Origin of the sequence: Acinetobacter brisouisimilis (genome assembly GCF_000368265.1) — a bacterium.
Taxonomy (GTDB): domain Bacteria; phylum Pseudomonadota; class Gammaproteobacteria; order Pseudomonadales; family Moraxellaceae; genus Acinetobacter.
Window position 1 is genome coordinate 374,020 of sequence record NZ_KB851218.1, and the last position, 19,465, is coordinate 393,484.

Below are 19,465 nucleotides of genomic sequence, written 5' to 3' on the forward strand. Positions count from 1 at the left end.
CTTTCGCACTTGCTCAGATAGATTCATAGTTAATTTTTTAGAAAAAAATAAGGGAGCCGAAGCTCCCATCTAAGTTAGCGGTTTGCTAACTTAGATTCAATCCATTGATTGATTTCCAATGCAGACCATCCAATCCGTGATTCACTTAAGCGGACTGGTTTTGGAAAGCTTGGATCATAGTACTTTGAATTGACATTAATCATTTCATAGATCTTTGCCCGACTAATGCTTGTAAATTGAATTACGTCTTTAATATTAATAATTTGATTCATCTGAAATGTTTGACCTGTGAACGCATTCATGATGTTTACTCCTGATCATTGATGCGAGCGCGTATTCGCTCAGATCATAAGCCAATCCAATAAAATTTTACGGAGTCTCATACTGTCTAACCCCATCTAATTCACTGCCCTTACACTTTGCTGTAAACTCTGCTGAATATCTTGAACAAAACCATTCCCCTGATTGGATTTAGGTCGTATTTGTTCAGAAATAACAGCACCATCTGGATAAAACTCATCCACAATATCTATTCCTTCCTCTCCCTCATCCCGATCAAACACTGCATTGGCATAACCCTGTCTCGCCACCTGATCAAGTAACTCTTGCTGAAAGCCGCAGGCTTGGGCTTCCTGTTGTAGTTGTTTGGCTTCGATGATGGCTTGCTGCAAACTGATATTGTCCCTCAAGGTCAAATCGACATAGTAGATCGGTGTGCCGTAACTTTGACTGGTACTTTTCCCTCTTAAGGTCAGTTGTAAGGGTAGACAAGAGAGTAAACCATTGACTGCTGCATGGTAGTAACGCAAGCGTGCAGTTAAAGTGCGAATGCTGTTAAAGCCTGTGGTTCGCAGCACAAAGCTACCGAGTTCATCCTGTTCATCGAGGTTGACGTATAAACGGGCATAGGGCTTGCACTGCCCACCTTGTGCTAACGGGCAGAGATCAGGCGATGGACAAGGATGTTGTTCAACCCCGTTACCTGTTCGACGCTGACAACTTTCACCATCACCAATACAGATTGGTCGTCCCGTCTGACGGTCAAACAAGGTATATTCAGCCCGTAGATTAAGTTCAGGATCATCAAACAACATGCGTACTGGAATACTTCTGAGTTTTTGATTGGGGGCTTTGGCACGCAGCTGCTCATCGAGGGGATGTTTGACCCAACCCTCTTTGCTGTGAATCTGACTAGTAATGGTAAATTGATCATCTTTTTCAGGCAGACGTTTACCGTTTTTTTCTACTACCTTGCCGATGCTGATGCGACCCAGCACAGGTGGGGTAATGATTAAACCTTTAATCATGGTTTTATTCCTCTAAAGTTATTTCTGACAACAAGCTGATTAATATGTAGAACTGAATCAAATTTTTTAAAATGCAATTCATCAGCGCAGACATCGTCTATTGAGTCCTCTGTAATTTCTTTACAGGGGGCTGGGGGCGGTTTTTGCGCTTTTTTAGCGATATGCCTTTTTTTGCTAAAATCAGGGTTATTCAGCGTTTGAGTAAATCTGAAAGCGTCGGCTACCTTGCTTGTTTTGTGGAAACTGCTGTAGATATTCAGGATGTTGTTTGAGTAAGGCTTTGCTATCCAGACTGATTGAATCCTTGGAGCGTTTCCATGTCACTGAGCCTGCTTGAAACACCGCCCGTTCCGCATCCTGCATCTTGGCTTGTAGCTGATGCTTGAGTAGATCAAATTGCTCCTGATGTTGTTCAATCAAATTACGTTGTTGAATCAGTTGCTCAAACTGTTGATTGGCATCGCTATCTTCAGACAGATCAGTCGTACTCAATGGCACATGCTCTGGATAGAGCAGTTGCAAGGCTTTCGCTGCTGAGGCACTGGCATCGACTGAAGGTGGAATATCTTGTTCCACGCACTCCCAGAACTGACGCTCAGCTTGAATGATGTGACGAATCACCGATTCACTGCGGGTGACTTTAAAGATCTTGGTCTCATGCCCACATAGCAACACACAGACATGCGCTGCCTGTTTACCTGTCACCGCCAGTTGATGTTGCACTTGGCAGAGTACATATAGCGGCACACCATCCCGCCACAGCTTGGCACCATGTTCACCTGCGGTTTTACATTCCAGAATCTGGACTTCAGGATTGCCGACCACTGCATAATCCAGATTGGCGAGCATAAAATGCTTATCTGGATCAGGATGCTGTAATACCGCATTCACTCGACGAACTTTATGCTGGGTATGTAAGCGGTAATATTCTGCCACCAAAGGTTCGAGCTGCTTGCCCCAGTATAAAGGTGCATGCCCCTGATGATCATCTTCGATGTTTTGTTGGATGCGTCCAGTTTTAATCATCCACAGTTCTAACATCGACATATATGGATTGAGTCCACAGACTGCGGCACAATCACTGCTGCCAATACCCTGCCGACGCACTTCTAGCCATTCGGCTTGACTGAGCTTTCGGGTATCGACAAAGCGTTTGGCGGTAAACAGTTTCGGACGAGTGTTATTTAGGGTTGGTTGAATTGATGTAGATCGGTTTGAAATTGAAAGGGCTGTATTCATAAGAATGTCCTGTATGTGTTAATTTTTGGGCATAAAAAAGCCCCAACCGAACACAATCGATTAGGGCATTTTAAGGGTTAAAATTAATGAAGAAATTGGGGTGCTAAAGTTATGACAACATATTGATTGAATTCAGAATGACTAGAAAAATCTGACTTATGCAATAAGACGTAAAGCTTGCTCTAATCCCCGTTGTTTCAGGGCTGCACCTGCACCGAACCAAGCTGAGTCCAGACGGTGATCCTGACTCATGGCTCGACGTTCATGATCTGCAAATTCGGTCATCGCGCAAAGCAAGCCATAAGCCGTGTCTTTGACTGAACTGAGTTCTGCACCGCGTCCCTGACCATTAAACATGCTCATGACTTTAGACATGGCTCGTCCATTCGGTTCAGTTTTAGTCTCGGCTTTGTCTGTTGGATTGCTTTGTGCCTGTGTCGCCACATTGCGATAAAATTGAATAATGCTGTCGTCCTGATCCGCAATGCTTAGGCTAGTATTGTTAAACACCGCATCGAAATAGGCTGCTGCTTCGGTTTGGGTGACTTTACGTTGGCTGAGCTGTTTCATCTCATACATGTGCTCATCCCATGCTCGTACTGAAATACCCAGTTGCTGTTTAACCTTCTCAGCATCGAACTTGGTGCTATGGGGAACTTTGACTACACCCGCACTGCTTTGTCCTTTCAGGGCAATTGCCAAAGTGTTATTACACACCACACGGATTGAAGTGAATTGTGCGGTAGTGGCGAGTGTGCCATCACAAGCCGTAGCCAGTAGAATATAGCCATTGCTGACGTCCTTGCCTTTGAGCATAGAGCTTTGTCCAGTCTTGGCCAGTGCCCAGAACTTCTTACCACCTTTGAGTACCCCTGCGGTTTCCAATTCAAAGCCAGCCTGTTCAGTCAGATCCCGATAGAATTCCAGAATCTCCAAGGGCTGGACTTCCTGATAACGCTGACTGACCACGGAAAGTGGTGCATGAGTATCGGAACGATATAAGACCCGTTGTTCCTCGAAAGGCAGAATGATGTTCTGTCCTCGTTCATTCTGTGCCATATAGCTGACATTAGAGGATTCAATCCGCCAATCCATACCTGCCTGCTGTGCCCAGACTTCAATCGGTTGGTTTTGTGTGAGTTGATTACCTAGACCATGCCAAGGGGTTTTGCCAACATACGCCATTTGTTCAAGTAGATGTGCCATGATTTTATCCTCGATTAGTGCTGGTGATCGGTAAAAGATTTAGAGAATTGTGGGGGCTGCTGTTGATGATCAATGATGGCTAGGACGACACCTCCAATCGCTGCACCTGCAATAGCACCAATCCATGGGGAATAACCCAAAGAGCGTGAGACATACAACCCGAGCTGAGCAAGGTTATTTGGAGAAAGTAGCATGAGTGGTTGAGGTGGAGTGAAAGTCTGATCTTCGTAGAATGCATCTGCATCCTCATGGTGTTGTTGATATGACATCGTGAGATACTCCCTATAGATGAAATGCGATGTGATTTAAATCGGCATGTTGGAAGACCTGTTGCAATGTGCTCAACAGGTCTTGTTTCATCTCGGTGATATGTATCTCAAAATAATTGGGATGCGATGCTAATCAATTGAATTTGACAACAATTGACCTTTTAAAAAGTGCAGATTATCATGCAAGGGCTGACCTACATTGTCAGTCGGTTTTAGCAGACCGTTTCATACAGCGCATCAGGTTTAGCTCTTTCTGAGCATGACTTATATGTGTAACCTTCTCGTCCCCCTTTGCGGTAGAACGGGAGGGGGACGCGTTCGCGCGTGCTGGTTCTGTATGTCCAGTCTGCTAACCCCTTTTCGTTCTGCCACCATTATTTAGCAGTAATTGGTAGAACTTCTATACATACAGGAGTCGCTATGACTGTTTCTCATTGTTTCTTTTGTTCTTCTATGCCGCTCAGGCATGGCTCATCTTCGCCTTATGTTTCGATCCTGTCTCCGATCTAAGCATTCATCCTTAGTTTTTTATGCATTCAGACACCACCTGTCTGAAGTACATGCCATTTTGAGGCACATGTCATAAGGAGCAGCGGTATGAAGCTTTTTGCACGCCTGATTTTAATCATTGGGCTGGTGATCTGGTTAGGTCCTGCCATTCTTGGCTTTTTTGTCATTCTGATCGTGATCTCCGCATTACTTTCTTTGGCAGGCTGGGACAAACCTGATGATCGCTTCTAATAACACAATAAACCATAAGGAAAAGAGCCATGTCGAAGTACGCAGGCTTATCAGTACTGGTCTTACTCATGTCGGGGCTGTTATCTGGCTGTGAAAGTAAGGCAAAACGTGATTTTAATGCAGGCTGTCAATCGGGTGGACAAGATCGATCCACCTGTTCATGTGTCTATGACCGTCTAGAAAAACACTACTCCCCTGAGTTCATGGAAAAACTGGGGGAAATGAACCCAAGCAATATGCAACTTCCTGCTGATTTTGGTGATGCCATGGTCAATGCAGTTCAACATTGTCAGGCTCGCTAAGGAACACATCATGAAAAACTATCTGATTGGATTTTATATCGTTGTAGCAGTGCTGTTTTCTTTTTACCTGAAAGGATGTAGTGCCACTGCGGATCGTAGCTATATGTACAACCTCGGCAAAGCAATTGTTTGGCCAATTTCCATGTTCAATTAATTTCAACTACAGCAGGAACATTAGGATAATCACAATGAAAAAACTACTTCTCGCTCTGAGCTGTACCTTATGCAGCTTGCCTGCACTGGCAAAAACAGAACAGGTCACAGTCACCGTGAAAAAGATTGAAGGTTATGGCGAATCAGGAGATGCCTATACCTTTAAAGCCACCTCTGGCAAACGCTATATGGTGTATAACGCAGGGGGTGCTCAACCAATTTCGGGTGAAGTGCTGATTATGAAAGCTGAGAAAAATAAACAGCCGATTTGCTTAAAACTCGCTGCCGATCCAGCACAACCCCGTATGGTGGATGCGGTTCGTGCTGGACATTGCAAATAAACCTGATTGAGCTTGCTGCTGACTGAGCTTTTAACAAGCACAATCAAGATTCAGAAAGTAGCAAGTTGCTTCCCACTTAGAATGAGAATAACAACATGCCTATCCATACACGCCTGAGCCTGATGACAGGCTTGATATGTCTGATCATCCTGACAGGCTGCCAAGAGAAGACCTCCTCACCTTCAGCCAGTGCTGAAACATCCGCAAGTGAAGCTGCTGAGGCTTCAGCCATGGTCAATAGCAGTGTCAATGATCTGGATAAATTCACTCACCCAGCTTCTGAAGCTAAAGCAGCACCATGAGGACTAGCGTCTGTATATTCCCTAGTCTAATTAATGGAACATTAACTGTTCAGATTCGTTAGCTCATATACAAAGATGTGTGATTTTCATCAAATTACACATCTCCAATATTAACAATGATTTAACTGGTAACTGCTGTTAGCCCTCTACGTTTAGTATTAGCAAATAATCCACGTCCAAAACTACGCATACCCTGCATAGCAACCCGAAGATACTGTTTATCCTTTTCTGGATTGACCAAATACATGGCTGCCTGAATTGCATTTTGTACTTGTTCAGGCTGATTCCGATGAATCATCCCTATGCCAAGCGTACCTTGATCCTCAAACTTCTTCTTATACTCAGGCGTATTCGAAATAAAAGCATAGCCTTTCTGATCTGTTAATGTAGACCAACAATCCCTAACCTGTAGTCCGATACCAAAGTCATTTTGATGCTTATGCCCGTTGTAGATGAGTAAAACATGACAGTGATAACCTTTCTGCTCACCTTGCTCCAGTGCCCATGCATAGCCTTGCAAATCATTAAAACAGGTATCTTGATTCTGAACTCGATTTAAGAAGTGCTGCAAATATTGATTGAATTGCTGAATGTCTACTTCATGCTGATATTCCAGCTGAATTGCTAAATCGACACGCACAAACAATAGCTTTGCATAATGTTGGATAAGTTGCTGTAAATACAATAAAAGGCTTTTCTGATTTCGTCGTTCCTGAGCCTTAAACTTGATAAATTGAAGTGAAGCATTCGACTTTAAATCGGATAAAGTGTCTACAAGTCTCCAGAAATGTCTATCATCAAAAGATTGGACTAATGAGATATCCTGACCATTCAAGATTTCATCAACAACATTTACTAAAGAATGAAATATCTTAATACATTCAGAGTATTGTCGTGTGGGTTGGTAAATTTTCTTGAACTGAGGAATCAACTGAATCAATTCCTGTTTAAAGCTTTCTTCGCTGTATGCCTGATACATAGAGATGATGAAGTTATCTATATCCGTCAGTACCTTAGACTCATTAAGTGCTGTATTCGAATTTGTCATGAGAATTTCCTTGTTGATGATTAAACTCATATCACTAGGAAATAATTCAAGTTTTACATAGAATACTTATGCTATGTAATAGTATGATTTATATAATTAATTCATTACATTAATAACCCACTAACAAATTCTTAAAACATCCCTGTATCACGTACACAACAAATTCAGCAATTTCGCCTAAACAAAAAGATTCATGTCAAAAACACTCAAGCTAAAGTTACGTTATCTTTAGAAGACCTATGTATCCATTACTTTAGCTAGAATCAAAATCAGCTTTTCCCAGTAAACATACCTAAAAAATTTAGCTCCCCCAAATATTAGAATGCCTACACTGCACTTCCTTTGTCCCCTATTACAGGTACGACATAGTTTTTTGACATATTCTGACTTTGTGGGAATTTAAATAATTTTGAGTGATTTCTCAAATTAACTCGTAACTGATTTCCAGTTATTTCATCCAACTCTATATTGTCTAGTTTTAAGATAATTCTCCAATCATCTATATGTTTATTATTTTTCTCACACTTAACTTTAATATTATATTTTTCAAAACCTTGTACTAAAAAATCAATAAAAGCAGAATAAACCTCCACTGCTTCTTTTTTCGCATTTTTTTTATCCAAATCAATATTCTTATGCTTTAAATGATAATGCTGTTGGAAATTTTTAAACATTAAACTCATCACAATTTTATGGAGCGATTTTCCTTTAATAATAACCCGATAATCTCTAAGTTGACTTTTTGAAGATGGTTCTGTAATGGTCTTAAAAAGCGCCTCCATAACAATGACACACTCTTGTAGCCTTTGTTTATAGATATGTGGATCTTTAAATTTTTCTTCATTTACAGCATGAACGAAGCTATTTTGAAGGAACTTAAATAGAAATTGAAATAGGTTATCAAGTAAAGCAAATGGTTCAAAATTAAGAGGAATTTTTAAAGTTGTCCAATAACTTTTTGTATTTAAAGAAATACTGCCATTAATCAACGTAGACCCATTAAAAGGAGAATGATAAGGTATCTGATCTAACAATTCAGTAAAGAGCTTGATAAAAGTCTCATCATCAATAACTGAAATTTTTTTTGTAAGTATGTAATATAAATAAAAATATGTAAAAAATGCTTCATTCAATCTACTCTTTGACAAGAAAGAAGATAGATCAAATTTATCAGTTAAATCCCAAAAATCATCTGCATCTGGATGATCACGCGCAACGCTCCTAAACTCTGCATATAACTCTTGGAAAAATAATTTCAAATCATTTTTATCAAAACCATATATATTTAAATAAGTTTCATCATAGAGAAATTCTTTTTTTTGAGCATACATCCAGAAAGTTTGTACAAGCTGATAGCTAATAGAACTATCTGATCTTTGATCTATGTACTGATTCAAAAATTCATTTACACGTGGATAAATCAACTCATCCATAGTGTCATTAAACCATAGATATAAAAAACGATAATCCTCCTGTATCTTCACCTTTTCACATGAATACATTACAACTATTTTAAATAAATTATCTAAAACACTATATATAACAGCATCTTGCTGTAATTTAGTTAGCATAAAAAGTCCCCTTAATATTTTGCGTAAAGCTAAACAATATATCAATACCGCAGAAAAAAAGCATAATTCCTTATGTCAAATGACAAAACAAGGAAACTATCTTATGCACCAGTCCGACATCGCTTGCCATACACGTATGCTCAAACTCCCTGATGTTATTCAAAAATGTCAGCTCAGTCGTTCAACCATCTATGAAAAATTGGATCAGAAATCTAAGCGTTATGATCCTACTTTTCCTAAACCTCGTAAGCTCAGTCTCAGCAGCGTAGCTTGGATAGAAAATGAGGTGGAAGAGTGGCTTAAGAATCTCCCTTACCACTAGTTTTCCAGCTAAGTAAGCTCACCGTAACTCAGTACTTTCTCTTTAACCATCAAGGAATAACTCATCAGGTTATCTTTGAGATATGGCTATTTTTAATAAAGTTAGCCTAGATTTTTTTAACAATTAAATTTAAAGGATACATCCATAATGAAAGATCAAATTGACATAGAGCAAAAACACCTCTGCAACCTAGTTGAGCTCACAACTGAACAGACAGGGAATGGATTTTTAAAGCCTACGGAAAGTTCTGGTATAGAAACTTTGTCTTCTATTGTGCTGCTTGCCCATTATATCCAACAAGAGTCTAGCAATCAGGTATATCAGCTCAGTTATGAAGGTAAGTGTCTATATACCTCTGATCCAGTATTAGATTCTTATTTAAGGGGTATTCATTCTATTGAGATACTGAAACAAACACCTTATTGGTGCAAGGAAGCAGAAATTTTTTCAATGGTGTTTAATTCTCATATTTCCCCATACATTCTGGAATATGAGGAACATTTATTTTGGCGAGCTCAGACCAATCTCAAGTTTGAAATTTATGGAAGTAACAATTACATCCCTGAGAGTTCTGTCAGAGCCGCCAAACTCAAGAATATCTTGGTAGATGAACTTAGCAAAACCTTTGATTCTCTTGAATATAGGGCTTTCCAATACACTCGTAATTTAAAGGTAAAGCGCCAATACAAAAAAATGCTCGCACTAATAAAACGGCTACTACAGCTGTTTAATCACATATTAATTATTCGACTTGATCTTGGATGGAATAAATCTATCAATCCTTGTGAAATCTCGGTTAGTCAAATGAGAGCTAACTTTACTAAATTTTTAGGGGAGTTTCGGTACTCAAAGTATCTTCCAAACATTGTGGGATACCTCTGGAAATTACAGTTCAGCAAACAGAAAGGCTACCACTACCATTGCATGTTCTTTATAGATGGTAATACGTTTCAACGCCACACAGATTATGCCGAAATTATTGGTCAATATTGGAAAACCATGACTGAAAATAAAGGCTACTTTTTAAACTGTATTAATGACCTAATTAAACATCGCCGTTTTTCAATTGGTCTAATCCAATATGGTGACCACAATGCCCTAGATATACTTAAGCAAGCTTTGCTCTACATCTGCAAGCAAGACCAGTTTCTGATTCATAAGCAGCTTTTAGATTGCAATTTGCGAGTTTTTCAGACTAGCATACCACCTCTAACACCCATGGTATTAGGTCGCTTTCGTACACTGCCATCAAAACAGAACATTGCAATTTCTCCTGCTATTACAGATTAAGAAACCCAAGGAATTATGATGAGCAAGAATTTTCTTCAAGCCCTACAACAAAAAGAGCTTAGTGAGTTTGTAGGCGGAAGTGCGAATGTGGCTACTCTACTTTATCTGCAATATCTGGCAGATTTAATCCATCAAATGAGTTGTAAAAACTCAAAGCCTTTCAAAACTAAACAAGATATCTATATAGCTCAACCTGAGTTATATCAGTTATCAACAGCTATTCATCAGACAATCGGATTGGGTCTTAATTATCGTTCTTCATTTAGCTATGATCCAAACCAAAAAATTATGCAGCACATATCATTTTTGTTTCAAAAAATAATTCATATATTAAATAATAGTATGCATATCGATCCAGCAGCTCTTAATCTTCATCCCAATAGAATGCAAGTATGTAGCTTTTTTGAGCAATTATGGAACGAAACTCGTGGCTTTGCGACCAGTACACCTGTTATCAATAATCTTGCACAACATGAAAGGCTTATTCAAACTCAATGCACTGAAAACTCACGCATTGTAAGTCGTTTGTTGAGAACACATGAACAGATACAAGTGACGAAGCTATCATATTTATTTGAAATTGGTAGCAGTTCTCAAACTGTTGAGACCCGTATAATTGAGCAAGGATTGGTTCGACTAAAAGCAGATTTGATTAGTGAAATTCAAAAGCTAAATCCTAATTATCTCTTTTGTACTCAATGGCGTATTCAAAGGACTCTATACGGTCAATATTACTTGAACATGTTGATCTATCACGATGCAAATCATTCATCCCTTCATATACCTCAAGGCAATTTGTCACAACAGTTGAATGATACAAATGATCATCTAATACAGTTAGTGCTATCTAATCCTATTACAGGAAATTTACAAGTATCCAAAAATGCTCTTCAAGGATACAGCAGCCTAGCTGATTGGAAGGAACTTTTTAAAATTATGGTATCCCCATTGAAATACTATTACTATCAATCTAGAAAAATATCACCTAGTTTCAATAACATAATTTATTAAATAGATTGAATAAAAGCCCAATCATGCTATTGGGCTTTTTTCTATTATGAGTTTCAACTATTGACTAAAATTTTTAGTCATCAAAATTAGCCCAAACATCATAGATCATATACTTGTTATCAATTTCAAATAAAAGACAGACAAGTAACCTATACTTATCAATTTGCATAGCTTCATTTACGGCATCTTCTACTGTTTTATAGATTTTTGCTAAATCAGGAATCTTGACATAAACTCGGTTGATTGCCATATCTGTTTCTTCAACTTTCCCTAGAAATTCATCCTGATCATAAAGATGAATCACATATCCTAGGAATTTCGCTGCATCTGGTAACTCTAAACGTCGTTTAGCTTCATCAATAGTGATACGCTCGCCATCAAGCCTTTCTTGTTGTGCTTGTGCTATTCGCTCCTCTAAAGAGCCTCTTTTTTTTGCTTGTCCCAATTTAATTCCCCATCAATGAATTGAATTTATAGCACCTTCCACATATTTTGGAAAATGTTCAATCCCATTATAAGCCTTTGCTTTATATTTAAGCTTCTCTACGATGACCAATTCGTCGTACAATAGATTTTAAGTGTAGGCTTATTCATTCCGAAATAATATTACTAAATAAGCCCTCAAAGATAGGTTTGTGCAAACAAGCATATTTCAACTACACCTAAAAAAATCTTGCATTGAATAAACTAAAAAAGAGATGGGGGATAATTGGGGGATAAATTTAAAATATAAAATTTTTTATTTAATATTATTAATAACTTAAATAAAAAATATGATTCCCTCTCTCGCCAAGATTCATTCCAGAATCATCCACTGGAATATAAAAAAAGGCTTAAATTTTTCAATTTAAGCCTTTTTTGTTAATCATCAGTTTAACAATATAATCAGGTTGCTGACTCTAAACGATAATAATGGTATTCCACATCTTTCTCTCTATAAACGGCATAGCTGTTTTGGCGAAAATCCGAGATCCACTCTGAACCTGTATAACCTGCTATATGTCCATAAGTATGGTTACTGGTCGCATCAATAATATAAATATCGCCTTTCTTTGGTTTATTAAATGCAGGTTTAATTTGCTTATAGCCATTTTTCTCTAAAGTACGCCCCCAGTTTGCTGCCGCAATTGGGTGATTCGAGACATTCGCTCCTGCTGTTTCCAAAGCAATACGTACATTACGCGCACATTTCTCTGAACTTCGTCTTGCTGAAATGCTTTCAAGTTTATGAGAAAACTTAGATAGATTAATACGTTGCGCCGCTAAATCTACATTATGATTAATATGTTGCTTTGTCATTTTAACATGATGTACTTTACGCTGCGGCTGCACATGCTGTACTTTTTTGGTCGCCACTCGTCTGTGTGCATGTCGGACGTGAACCTGAACAGAATGCGCATCGGTGTCATGCGCGTGAACTGCATGGTGAGCATGAATCATGACAAAAACCTATTTTTTACATCAAAACTTCAACAGCGTGCCATTGTAGAAGGAAATGTTTTCAGATGTGCTACAGGGTTGTAACAAATTTTAGACAGCTCTGCATTTTACACAGTGCTTATTGTGTAGGTAGGTTAGCTATATTTTTGATTTAAAAACGATATAACATATCAACCAAGATTTTAAACACCCAGTTTTATTTGGTTATTTTTTAATCAAAAATAATCCATCGTAACCACCTTAACCTAGCTTAAAAAATATATTACAAAAAAGTATAATATTCATTTTTTAACCACAAAATATACCGTTTATCACAAATTATGCCTACTTTATTGATAAAAATGTTTTTAACCTAATCAGCAATAACGGCATGCCAATATGCTAAAAACTAAAAAGGATGATGACTGGTTATGAAAATATGGCTTAAAAAATATGATCGGATTTTTTTGAGTGCTGGTGTACTCAAAGTGAGCTTGTTATTGGCGATTATGCTCTCAGGTGGGCACATGCGCCCAGACTTATAAATCAAAAAAGCTGAACCCGTTTCGAGATTCAGCTTTTATTTATTGTTTATGCTTAAGCCGCAACAGGGTTTGAGGTTACGCGTTGTTTAATCACCGCATAACTAATTCCTGTCACAAAACTCCCCACTGCAATTGCCAGTAGGTATTGCAAAGGGTGATTAATCGCATTTGGAATAATCAAGGCAATGATTCCGCCATGTGGTGTCACCAATTGGCATTTAAACATGGCAACCAGTGCGCCTGTCACTGCACCACCCACAATAGCACATGGAATCACACGAATCGGATCTTTGGCCGCAAAAGGGATTGCCCCTTCCGAGATAAAACACAAGCCCAAGACAACCGCAGCTTTACCTGCATCTTGCTCAGCTTTCGCAAATTTATTTTTTGCCAAAAAGGTCGCAATCGCCATACCCAAAGGTGGCACCATACCTGCGGCCATAGTAATCGCCATCGGTTCATAAGTTTGCGAAGTCAATAACCCCACCGTAAAGGCATACGCGGCTTTATTGATCGGCCCACCCAAATCAATACACATCATGCTGCCCAAGACTATACCCATAATCATGGCATTGGTGGTGCCCATAGTAGCGAGAAAGACTTTTAATAATTCAAAGAGATGAGCAACAGGTTGTCCAACGATATAAATCATGATCAGACCCACTGCCAAACTGGCCAGCAAAGGAATAATCAGAATCGGTTTTAAGGCTTCAAGGCTCGATGGTAATTTGACTTTTTTGGCAAGAAACAACGCGATATAACCCGCCAGAAAACCTGCCACAAGCCCACCTAAAAAGCCTGCCTGTAGCTGCGCTGCCAGTAAACCACCGATCAAACCGGGCGTTAAACCAGGGCGATCGGCAATCGAGTAGGCAATATAACCTGCAAGCATCGGAACCATCAGGGTAAATGCAGCCACCCCAATTTGTTTCAGCGATGCGGCAAAGCTGCCATCGACAGGATTTAGACCAAAAATAAACGAAATTGCAATGATCAGACCGCCTGCCACGACCATTGGCAACATGTAGGACACACCTGTCAGCAAGTGTTTATAAATCCCAACTTTTTCTTTTTTCTCGGCAGATTCACTCGCACCTGCCTGTTGTTTTCCTGACTCTAGAACTTTGGCTTCCTGAATCGCACTAGCAAAGGCTTTATCAGTCTGCTTCAACACAAAGCCTGTACCACAACGATACACGCGCTTGCCAACAAAACGGTCAGTATTGACTTCAATATCAGTGGCTAAAATCACGATATCTGCATCAGCAATCGCCTCAGGTGACAAAATATTTTTTGCCCCAACCGAACCTTGAGTTTCGACGTGAATCTCATAGCCCAGTTTATCAGCGCCATGTTGTAAGGCTTCAGCCGCCATAAAAGTATGGGCAACACCTGTTGGACATGCAGTAATCGCCACAAATTTGCGTGCTTCTGTCGAAGTTTGTATAGGTTGCTGTGACCATTGCGCTGGTGTTTTGGCTGAATCTAGCGCTTGTTGTAAGGCTTGTGTAGCATTCTGTTGGGCTTGATCCAAAGACAACAAAGCAACTTTTTGTGCTGCAATATTGTGTAATGCAGGGAGTTTATCACCTAGTACAACCATCAGGTCTGTAGAGGTGCCTAGCGCTGACTCAAGATTTTCTACAACTTGGGCTTGATACCCTGCTTGACCTGCAACCTGTGCGAGTTTTTTTGCCAAAATCAACGCATTGATCGACTGTTCAGGACTATGCGGAACAAATAAAATCTGGTGAATTTCTGACATCATATTAACTCAATGAATTGATGACGATTTGTTGCTTCAAATCTTCAATGACCGATAAATCTGGCACATGAAAACCAATCTGGGTCACGGCATGGCTAGCAATCGCAGTTGCTGTTTTTAGTGTTTCTTCAGGGCTATTGTGACTCAACAAGCCATGAATCATACCCGCAACCAGTGAATCGCCTGCACCTACAGTGCTTTTCACCTGAACATGCGGCGCTTGAGCATGCAGTGGGTGTGTCGGGTGCAGCCAGTTCACACCTTGCTCGCCCATTGACACAATAATATGCTGAATCTGCATATGACCCAGTGACTGGAAAAGCTGCTGTTGTTCAGCAAAACTGTTTGCTGGCAAATGATAGGTTTCTGTTAACTCATCACTGTTGGGCTTGATCAGCCACGGGTTGGCTGCAATTGCAGCGCGCAATGCAGAACCACTGGTATCTACTGCGACTTTTTTACCCTCTCGATTGAGAAACTCAATTAAGGCGCGTAGTTCACTTGGCTCAAAACCTTGTGGCAAACTGCCAGCAATCACCACCATATCCATATCGGCAATCATGGCTTGAATTTTTTCACGCAACTGCTGCTTGGCGTTGGCATCAATATAAAGACCCTGACCATTAATATCGGTCATGCGACCCGACGCTTCCGCAATTTTAATATTTTGGCGAGTTTCGCCTTGAATATAAACAAACTGGTTTTCAAAATGTTCTTTGGCAAAATGCGCATCGAAAATCTGACGATTCGCTTCACCTAAAAAACCTGTCACCACCACATCATGTCCCAAATCTTTGAGGACTTGTGCGACATTTAAGCCTTTACCCGCAGCATGGGTTTCCACAGCATGATGGCGGTTGACTTCACCCACATGCAGCACGTCGAGTTGCAACGTGACATCAATTGCGGGGTTGAGCGTCACTGTTAAAATTTTTGCCATAGAACTTACTCAACTAAATCACGGACTGCGGTTGCACTGTCACACAACAATGCACGTTGTGCCAATTGCTGACAATCGGCAAAATTTAACTGGCGTATTTGTGCTTTGACTAAAGGAATACGCGTGCTCGACATACTGAGCTCATCCACCCCAAGCCCCATTAAGATAGGAACAGCTTTCGGGTCACCTGCCAATTCACCACAAATGCCGACCCATTTACCATGCTGATGTGCGGCGCGTACGGTCTGATCAATCAACAATAAAATACTTGGATGCAAACCATCTGCCTCGGCAGACAACACAGGATGACCACGGTCAATCGCCATGGTGTACTGGGTCAGATCATTGGTTCCGATACTAAAGAAATCAACTTCCTGCGCCAAAATTGGTGAAAGTAATGCTGCTGAAGGGACTTCAACCATGATGCCCACTTCCAAATGTTCACACGGATGCACTGCACGCACTTCATCCAAAATGGCTTTGGCTTCGCGCCACTCTTCTACACGCCCAATCATTGGGAACATAATCCGTAATGGACGGTTATCCGCTGCTTTGAGCAATGCCACCAATTGCTGACGTAGCAATTCGGGCTGACACAAAGTCAGACGAATACCACGTAAACCTAGGAACGGGTTTTCTTCAGGTTCCATCGGCAAATATGGCAATGGCTTGTCGCCACCGACATCAAGGGTACGCACAACCAGTGGGCGACCGGCCAAGGCATCAAACACCACGCGGTAATCCGCTTCTTGAACGGCTTCATTTGGCGCGCTGTTATGCGACATAAACACCAATTCGGTTCGCAATAAGCCAATCGCTTCCGCGCCTTGCTTAACCGCTTGGGCCGTGGCGTGGACTTTACCAATATTCGCCGCAATCTCGACTGCATGTTGATCTAGCGTAATCGCAGGTTCCAGACAATGTTGCTCCGCTTGCTCACGAAGTTGACGCTGACGCTCCCGCTCGGCAATTGCCTGTTCAATGCGCTGTGCTTCGGGTTTCACCACAAATTCACCCGTATCGCCATTGATCAAGACCACACTATGATTTGCAATATTGAGTACTGCCGCTCCCACACCCACCACCGCAGGAATGCCCAGCGCACGTGCCACAATCGCGCTATGTGCGCTGGCACCACCAACAGCAGTTAAAATGCCCGCAACACGGTCTTTATTTAATCGCACCACATCACTTGGCCCAACGTCGTGCATCACCAGAATATAGGGTTCTTGTGGTTCGGTAATTTCTGGTGCGCCACATAACACTGCCAATACACGCTCACCAATATCACGCAAGTCAGCAGCACGTTCTGCCAACAACCGATCATTTAAAGACTCTTGGGCTTTGGCAGCCGCTTCAATATGCTCATGCCATGCAGCTGCGGCAGATAAATTCTGCTTCAACCCTCGTTGTACACTCTGGATCAGATCTGGATCATCCAGAATTTCCAGATGTGCCATAAAAATCTGTTTAATCGCCTCAATCGAACTTTGAGCAATAAACTGGCGAATACTGTTTTTAACCTGATGAATTGCGATATCGAACTTTTCGCTTTCGACTTTAACACTCGAACCAAAGCGTTCATATTGGAACTGGCGTGGCTTGACCACATGTGCAGGGCCAAATGCCAGACCTGATGAAGCAGCAATACCCTGACTTTGATCGGGTACAGTCAGCGTCGATAGCACTGGATTTGTAGGTTCAGACGCGACAACTATGTCAGCCTCGTCTTGAATAGGTTCAACCTCTTCACCCAAACCTTGTTTCACGGCAGCAACCACCGCACTTAAACCAGCAACTGCATCGGTTTCAGGTTCTGCAATAAAGGTCAGGGTTTGCCCACGTTTACAACCCAATGACAATAGCTTGGTTAAGCTTTTGGCAGATACAAATTGCCCACCATCCACAGATACCTGTATCTCACCTTGAAATGCTTTACAGGTATTGACTAACTGCGTGGCAGGTCGCGCATGCAAACCATGTGCATTGGCCAATACCACACGCTGTGATACCCAGTCAGGAATCACATCTGCACCAATCAACTGGGCCAGATGTTGCGCATTTTGCTGTTGGCTCAGCACTTGTAACTGTTCAGGATCAAAGAAAATATCCATGAGTCGGTTAAACTGGGGCATATCAAGCTGCGGATTGCTGGCAATACATAACAATGTACCCAGTTTTTGATCTTGGTACTGGATCGGCTGTTCAGCTTGAATGATACTCACCGCAGGACTAAGCACATGCTGATTGGCGCTGATTGACCAGATATCTTCACCCAGATGAATCATATTTTTAGGTTGTAACTGGCTTAAAAAGCCACATTCCACCATTTTTTGTTGTTTCAACAAATGGCTAGCTTGCCAGAGAAAATCATCAATATCAGCAACAATGGCTTGTGTTGCAATCAGATTTTCATGCAAATTCAAAGAAGGTGGTTGTGCTTGTAATAATTCAATAATTTGCTGAGCAGATTGAGCATGTTGCACACGCTCAGAAACATCATCGAGCAATGCTCGGGTTAGAATTTGTAAAACTTGTAAATGTTCATCTGACTTTGCAGCAATCACCACTGCTAAATAAATCTTGTTTTCACCATCCCAGACTACACCTTCAGGGAAGTGAGCCAAACGCACGCCTGTTTCTAAAATGTACTGGCGTGACTGTGGTGTCCCATGAGGAATCGCAATTCCCTGTCCTAAATAAGTTGCACTTTGCTGTTCACGCCCAATCAGACCTTGAATATATTCAGGTTGAACCAGTTGATCTTCAACCAAAATATCCACTAGACATTGCAACGCCTGAGCCTTATCGACAGCATGCTGATTCATCCGAACATGTTGTGTATCTAGCGCTAACATAAGAATTCCTTGAAAAACATCATAAGTCGAGTTGAGGCGGTGCCTTTCTAGAAAAAAAGAAAGGCGGATTCTACTCGGGTTTGCACTGAAAATCAGTTTTTTGATCATCATAACTTGGGTTTTTTGTGGCGCAAAATCATAGCTTTTAAATATTAATTGGGAATTAAGCTATTACGTCTAAAGATTAGACAAATCAGAGCTTACAAATGGCATAGTCATCGCGCATTTATTCAGCAAACCCACAGATGTTATCGGCTTAACACAGCAGTATCATGCCTAAAAAGCTTTTATAATACCTGTTGTATATTTGCATCAGAGATGGATATGACCCCTGCCTGTAAGTTGCTTCAATCGAAAAAAATTTCATTTAGCCTGCATGAATATGAACATGATGCCAATGCTAAAAGTTTCGGACTAGAAGCTGCAGAAAAACTCAATCTGGCTGTCCATGAAGTCTTTAAAACCTTATTGGTCACAGATGATAAAAACCATTATGTTGCGGTGCTTCCTGTCAACCATCAGTTAAACCTGAAAAAAGTCGCGACTGCGCTGGGCTGTAAAAAGCTACACATGGCAGACCCGAAAGATGCAGAACGTCTGACAGGTTATCTGGTTGGTGGTATTAGCCCATTAGGGCAAAAAAAACGCCTGAAAACCGTGATTGATGCCAGTGCCGAGACTTTAGCCAAACTCTATGTCAGTGGCGGAAAACGCGGACTGGATGTCGGTTTATCACCGCAAGATTTGGCACAACTGCTTGGTGCTCACTTTGCCGATATCATTGATGTATAAAAACGGATGCATCAAATAAAAAAGACCTCACATGGAGGTCTTTT

19 protein-coding genes and 3 pseudogenes are annotated in these 19,465 nt (G+C 40.9%); 9 read left to right on the forward strand and 13 right to left on the reverse strand.

The features are described 5' to 3' along the window. Positions 1–74 precede the first annotated feature (74 nt). The 5 genes from F975_RS03110 to F975_RS03130 all read right to left on the reverse strand — a co-directional run bounded on the left by F975_RS03110 (position 75) and on the right by F975_RS03130 (position 4,021). Entirely contained in the window at positions 75–302 is a 228-nt protein-coding gene (locus tag F975_RS03110) for a helix-turn-helix transcriptional regulator (RefSeq protein WP_004750073.1), read from the reverse strand. A 96-nt stretch (positions 303–398) separates the two neighbouring features. Then, positions 399–1,307, reverse strand: coding sequence for a recombination directionality factor (locus F975_RS03115; RefSeq protein ID WP_004750075.1), 909 nt, complete (start codon positions 1,305–1,307; stop codon positions 399–401). A 186-nt stretch (positions 1,308–1,493) separates the two neighbouring features. Then, on the reverse strand, positions 1,494–2,546 hold the full coding sequence (locus tag F975_RS03120) for a YqaJ viral recombinase family nuclease (protein WP_004750076.1): 1,053 nt from the start codon (positions 2,544–2,546) through the stop codon (positions 1,494–1,496). Positions 2,547–2,702: 156 nt separating this feature from the next. Further along, a complete protein-coding gene (locus F975_RS03125) occupies positions 2,703–3,752 on the reverse strand; it encodes a DUF932 domain-containing protein (RefSeq protein WP_004750077.1) in 1,050 nt (349 codons plus the stop codon). A gap of 14 nt (positions 3,753–3,766) precedes the next feature. Beyond that, positions 3,767–4,021 (reverse strand): hypothetical protein, encoded by a 255-nt coding sequence (locus tag F975_RS03130; protein ID WP_004750079.1) that lies wholly within the window; start codon positions 4,019–4,021, stop codon positions 3,767–3,769. A gap of 597 nt (positions 4,022–4,618) precedes the next feature. Between F975_RS03130 and F975_RS15795 the strand changes: the two genes are divergently transcribed. The 5 genes from F975_RS15795 (at position 4,619) to F975_RS03145 (ending at position 5,860) form a co-directional block, all read left to right on the forward strand. Continuing rightward, the gene (locus F975_RS15795; protein ID WP_004750082.1) at positions 4,619–4,762 is read left to right on the forward strand and encodes a hypothetical protein; all 144 of its coding nucleotides are present in this window, start codon (positions 4,619–4,621) and stop codon (positions 4,760–4,762) included. A 29-nt stretch (positions 4,763–4,791) separates the two neighbouring features. Beyond that, positions 4,792–5,064 carry a hypothetical protein gene (locus F975_RS03135; RefSeq protein WP_004750089.1) on the forward strand — a complete coding sequence of 91 codons (273 nt, stop codon included), beginning with the start codon at positions 4,792–4,794 and terminating at the stop codon, positions 5,062–5,064. Positions 5,065–5,074: 10 nt separating this feature from the next. Further along, the gene (locus F975_RS15800) at positions 5,075–5,218 is read left to right on the forward strand and encodes a hypothetical protein (protein WP_004750090.1); all 144 of its coding nucleotides are present in this window, start codon (positions 5,075–5,077) and stop codon (positions 5,216–5,218) included. 34 nt (positions 5,219–5,252) lie between these two features. Then, positions 5,253–5,558 (forward strand): hypothetical protein, encoded by a 306-nt coding sequence (locus tag F975_RS03140; RefSeq protein WP_004750091.1) that lies wholly within the window; start codon positions 5,253–5,255, stop codon positions 5,556–5,558. Between the two features lie 95 nt (positions 5,559–5,653). Continuing rightward, positions 5,654–5,860 carry a hypothetical protein gene (locus tag F975_RS03145; RefSeq protein ID WP_004750093.1) on the forward strand — a complete coding sequence of 69 codons (207 nt, stop codon included), beginning with the start codon at positions 5,654–5,656 and terminating at the stop codon, positions 5,858–5,860. Between the two features lie 121 nt (positions 5,861–5,981). Here the strand turns inward: F975_RS03145 and F975_RS03150 are convergent, their stop codons facing one another. Both F975_RS03150 and F975_RS03155 read right to left on the reverse strand, forming a co-directional pair. Continuing rightward, entirely contained in the window at positions 5,982–6,908 is a 927-nt protein-coding gene (locus F975_RS03150) for a YagK/YfjJ domain-containing protein (RefSeq protein WP_004750097.1), read from the reverse strand. 326 nt (positions 6,909–7,234) lie between these two features. After that, the gene (locus tag F975_RS03155; protein WP_004750100.1) at positions 7,235–8,479 is read right to left on the reverse strand and encodes a hypothetical protein; all 1,245 of its coding nucleotides are present in this window, start codon (positions 8,477–8,479) and stop codon (positions 7,235–7,237) included. Positions 8,480–8,582: 103 nt separating this feature from the next. Between F975_RS03155 and F975_RS03160 the strand changes: the two genes are divergently transcribed. The 3 genes from F975_RS03160 (at position 8,583) to F975_RS03170 (ending at position 11,102) form a co-directional block, all read left to right on the forward strand. Further along, positions 8,583–8,801, forward strand: a complete 219-nt coding sequence (locus F975_RS03160) for an AlpA family phage regulatory protein (RefSeq protein ID WP_004750102.1) — start codon at positions 8,583–8,585, stop codon at positions 8,799–8,801. Positions 8,802–8,948: 147 nt separating this feature from the next. Next, positions 8,949–10,091 carry a YagK/YfjJ domain-containing protein gene (locus F975_RS03165; protein WP_004750105.1) on the forward strand — a complete coding sequence of 381 codons (1,143 nt, stop codon included), beginning with the start codon at positions 8,949–8,951 and terminating at the stop codon, positions 10,089–10,091. An 18-nt stretch (positions 10,092–10,109) separates the two neighbouring features. Then, positions 10,110–11,102 (forward strand): hypothetical protein, encoded by a 993-nt coding sequence (locus F975_RS03170; RefSeq protein ID WP_004750107.1) that lies wholly within the window; start codon positions 10,110–10,112, stop codon positions 11,100–11,102. Between the two features lie 73 nt (positions 11,103–11,175). On the opposite strand, the gene F975_RS03175 is transcribed toward F975_RS03170, so the two are convergent. The 6 genes and pseudogenes from F975_RS03175 to fruB form a co-directional block, all read right to left on the reverse strand. Further along, a complete protein-coding gene (locus tag F975_RS03175; RefSeq protein ID WP_004750109.1) occupies positions 11,176–11,547 on the reverse strand; it encodes a hypothetical protein in 372 nt (123 codons plus the stop codon). Between the two features lie 440 nt (positions 11,548–11,987). Then, positions 11,988–12,359: pseudogene (locus F975_RS03180) on the reverse strand (peptidoglycan amidohydrolase family protein); the annotation flags it as partial. A gap of 759 nt (positions 12,360–13,118) precedes the next feature. Continuing rightward, entirely contained in the window at positions 13,119–14,831 is a 1,713-nt protein-coding gene (locus F975_RS03185; protein ID WP_034425674.1) for a fructose-specific PTS transporter subunit EIIC, read from the reverse strand. A gap of 4 nt (positions 14,832–14,835) precedes the next feature. After that, positions 14,836–15,771: a 1-phosphofructokinase gene (gene pfkB, locus F975_RS03190; RefSeq protein WP_004750114.1), complete on the reverse strand. Its 936-nt coding sequence runs from the start codon at positions 15,769–15,771 to the stop codon at positions 14,836–14,838. Between the two features lie 5 nt (positions 15,772–15,776). Then, positions 15,777–17,426 (reverse strand): annotated as a pseudogene (gene ptsP, locus F975_RS16160) (phosphoenolpyruvate--protein phosphotransferase); the annotation flags it as partial. Positions 17,427–17,506: 80 nt separating this feature from the next. Further along, positions 17,507–18,629, reverse strand: a pseudogene (fruB, locus tag F975_RS16165) (fused PTS fructose transporter subunit IIA/HPr protein); the annotation flags it as partial. Between the two features lie 324 nt (positions 18,630–18,953). On the opposite strand from fruB, the gene ybaK reads away from it, so the two are divergent. Beyond that, positions 18,954–19,421, forward strand: coding sequence for a Cys-tRNA(Pro) deacylase (gene ybaK, locus F975_RS03200; protein WP_004750116.1), 468 nt, complete (start codon positions 18,954–18,956; stop codon positions 19,419–19,421). The last annotated feature ends 44 nt before the right edge of the window (positions 19,422–19,465 follow it).

What these genes read in the sequence shown, in the direction of transcription:
- F975_RS03110 (WP_004750073.1), bottom strand. Translation starts at nt 302, where the DNA reads ATGAATGCGTTCACAGGTCAAACATTTCAGATGAATCAAATTATTAAT.
- F975_RS03115 (WP_004750075.1), bottom strand. Translation starts at nt 1,307, where the DNA reads ATGATTAAAGGTTTAATCATTACCCCACCTGTGCTGGGTCGCATCAGC.
- F975_RS03120 (WP_004750076.1), bottom strand. Translation starts at nt 2,546, where the DNA reads ATGAATACAGCCCTTTCAATTTCAAACCGATCTACATCAATTCAACCA.
- F975_RS03125 (WP_004750077.1), bottom strand. Translation starts at nt 3,752, where the DNA reads ATGGCACATCTACTTGAACAAATGGCGTATGTTGGCAAAACCCCTTGG.
- F975_RS03130 (WP_004750079.1), bottom strand. Translation starts at nt 4,021, where the DNA reads ATGTCATATCAACAACACCATGAGGATGCAGATGCATTCTACGAAGAT.
- F975_RS15795 (WP_004750082.1), top strand. Translation starts at nt 4,619, where the DNA reads ATGAAGCTTTTTGCACGCCTGATTTTAATCATTGGGCTGGTGATCTGG.
- F975_RS03135 (WP_004750089.1), top strand. Translation starts at nt 4,792, where the DNA reads ATGTCGAAGTACGCAGGCTTATCAGTACTGGTCTTACTCATGTCGGGG.
- F975_RS15800 (WP_004750090.1), top strand. Translation starts at nt 5,075, where the DNA reads ATGAAAAACTATCTGATTGGATTTTATATCGTTGTAGCAGTGCTGTTT.
- F975_RS03140 (WP_004750091.1), top strand. Translation starts at nt 5,253, where the DNA reads ATGAAAAAACTACTTCTCGCTCTGAGCTGTACCTTATGCAGCTTGCCT.
- F975_RS03145 (WP_004750093.1), top strand. Translation starts at nt 5,654, where the DNA reads ATGCCTATCCATACACGCCTGAGCCTGATGACAGGCTTGATATGTCTG.
- F975_RS03150 (WP_004750097.1), bottom strand. Translation starts at nt 6,908, where the DNA reads ATGACAAATTCGAATACAGCACTTAATGAGTCTAAGGTACTGACGGAT.
- F975_RS03155 (WP_004750100.1), bottom strand. Translation starts at nt 8,479, where the DNA reads ATGCTAACTAAATTACAGCAAGATGCTGTTATATATAGTGTTTTAGAT.
- F975_RS03160 (WP_004750102.1), top strand. Translation starts at nt 8,583, where the DNA reads ATGCACCAGTCCGACATCGCTTGCCATACACGTATGCTCAAACTCCCT.
- F975_RS03165 (WP_004750105.1), top strand. Translation starts at nt 8,949, where the DNA reads ATGAAAGATCAAATTGACATAGAGCAAAAACACCTCTGCAACCTAGTT.
- F975_RS03170 (WP_004750107.1), top strand. Translation starts at nt 10,110, where the DNA reads ATGAGCAAGAATTTTCTTCAAGCCCTACAACAAAAAGAGCTTAGTGAG.
- F975_RS03185 (WP_034425674.1), bottom strand. Translation starts at nt 14,831, where the DNA reads ATGTCAGAAATTCACCAGATTTTATTTGTTCCGCATAGTCCTGAACAG.
- pfkB (WP_004750114.1), bottom strand. Translation starts at nt 15,771, where the DNA reads ATGGCAAAAATTTTAACAGTGACGCTCAACCCCGCAATTGATGTCACG.
- ybaK (WP_004750116.1), top strand. Translation starts at nt 18,954, where the DNA reads ATGACCCCTGCCTGTAAGTTGCTTCAATCGAAAAAAATTTCATTTAGC.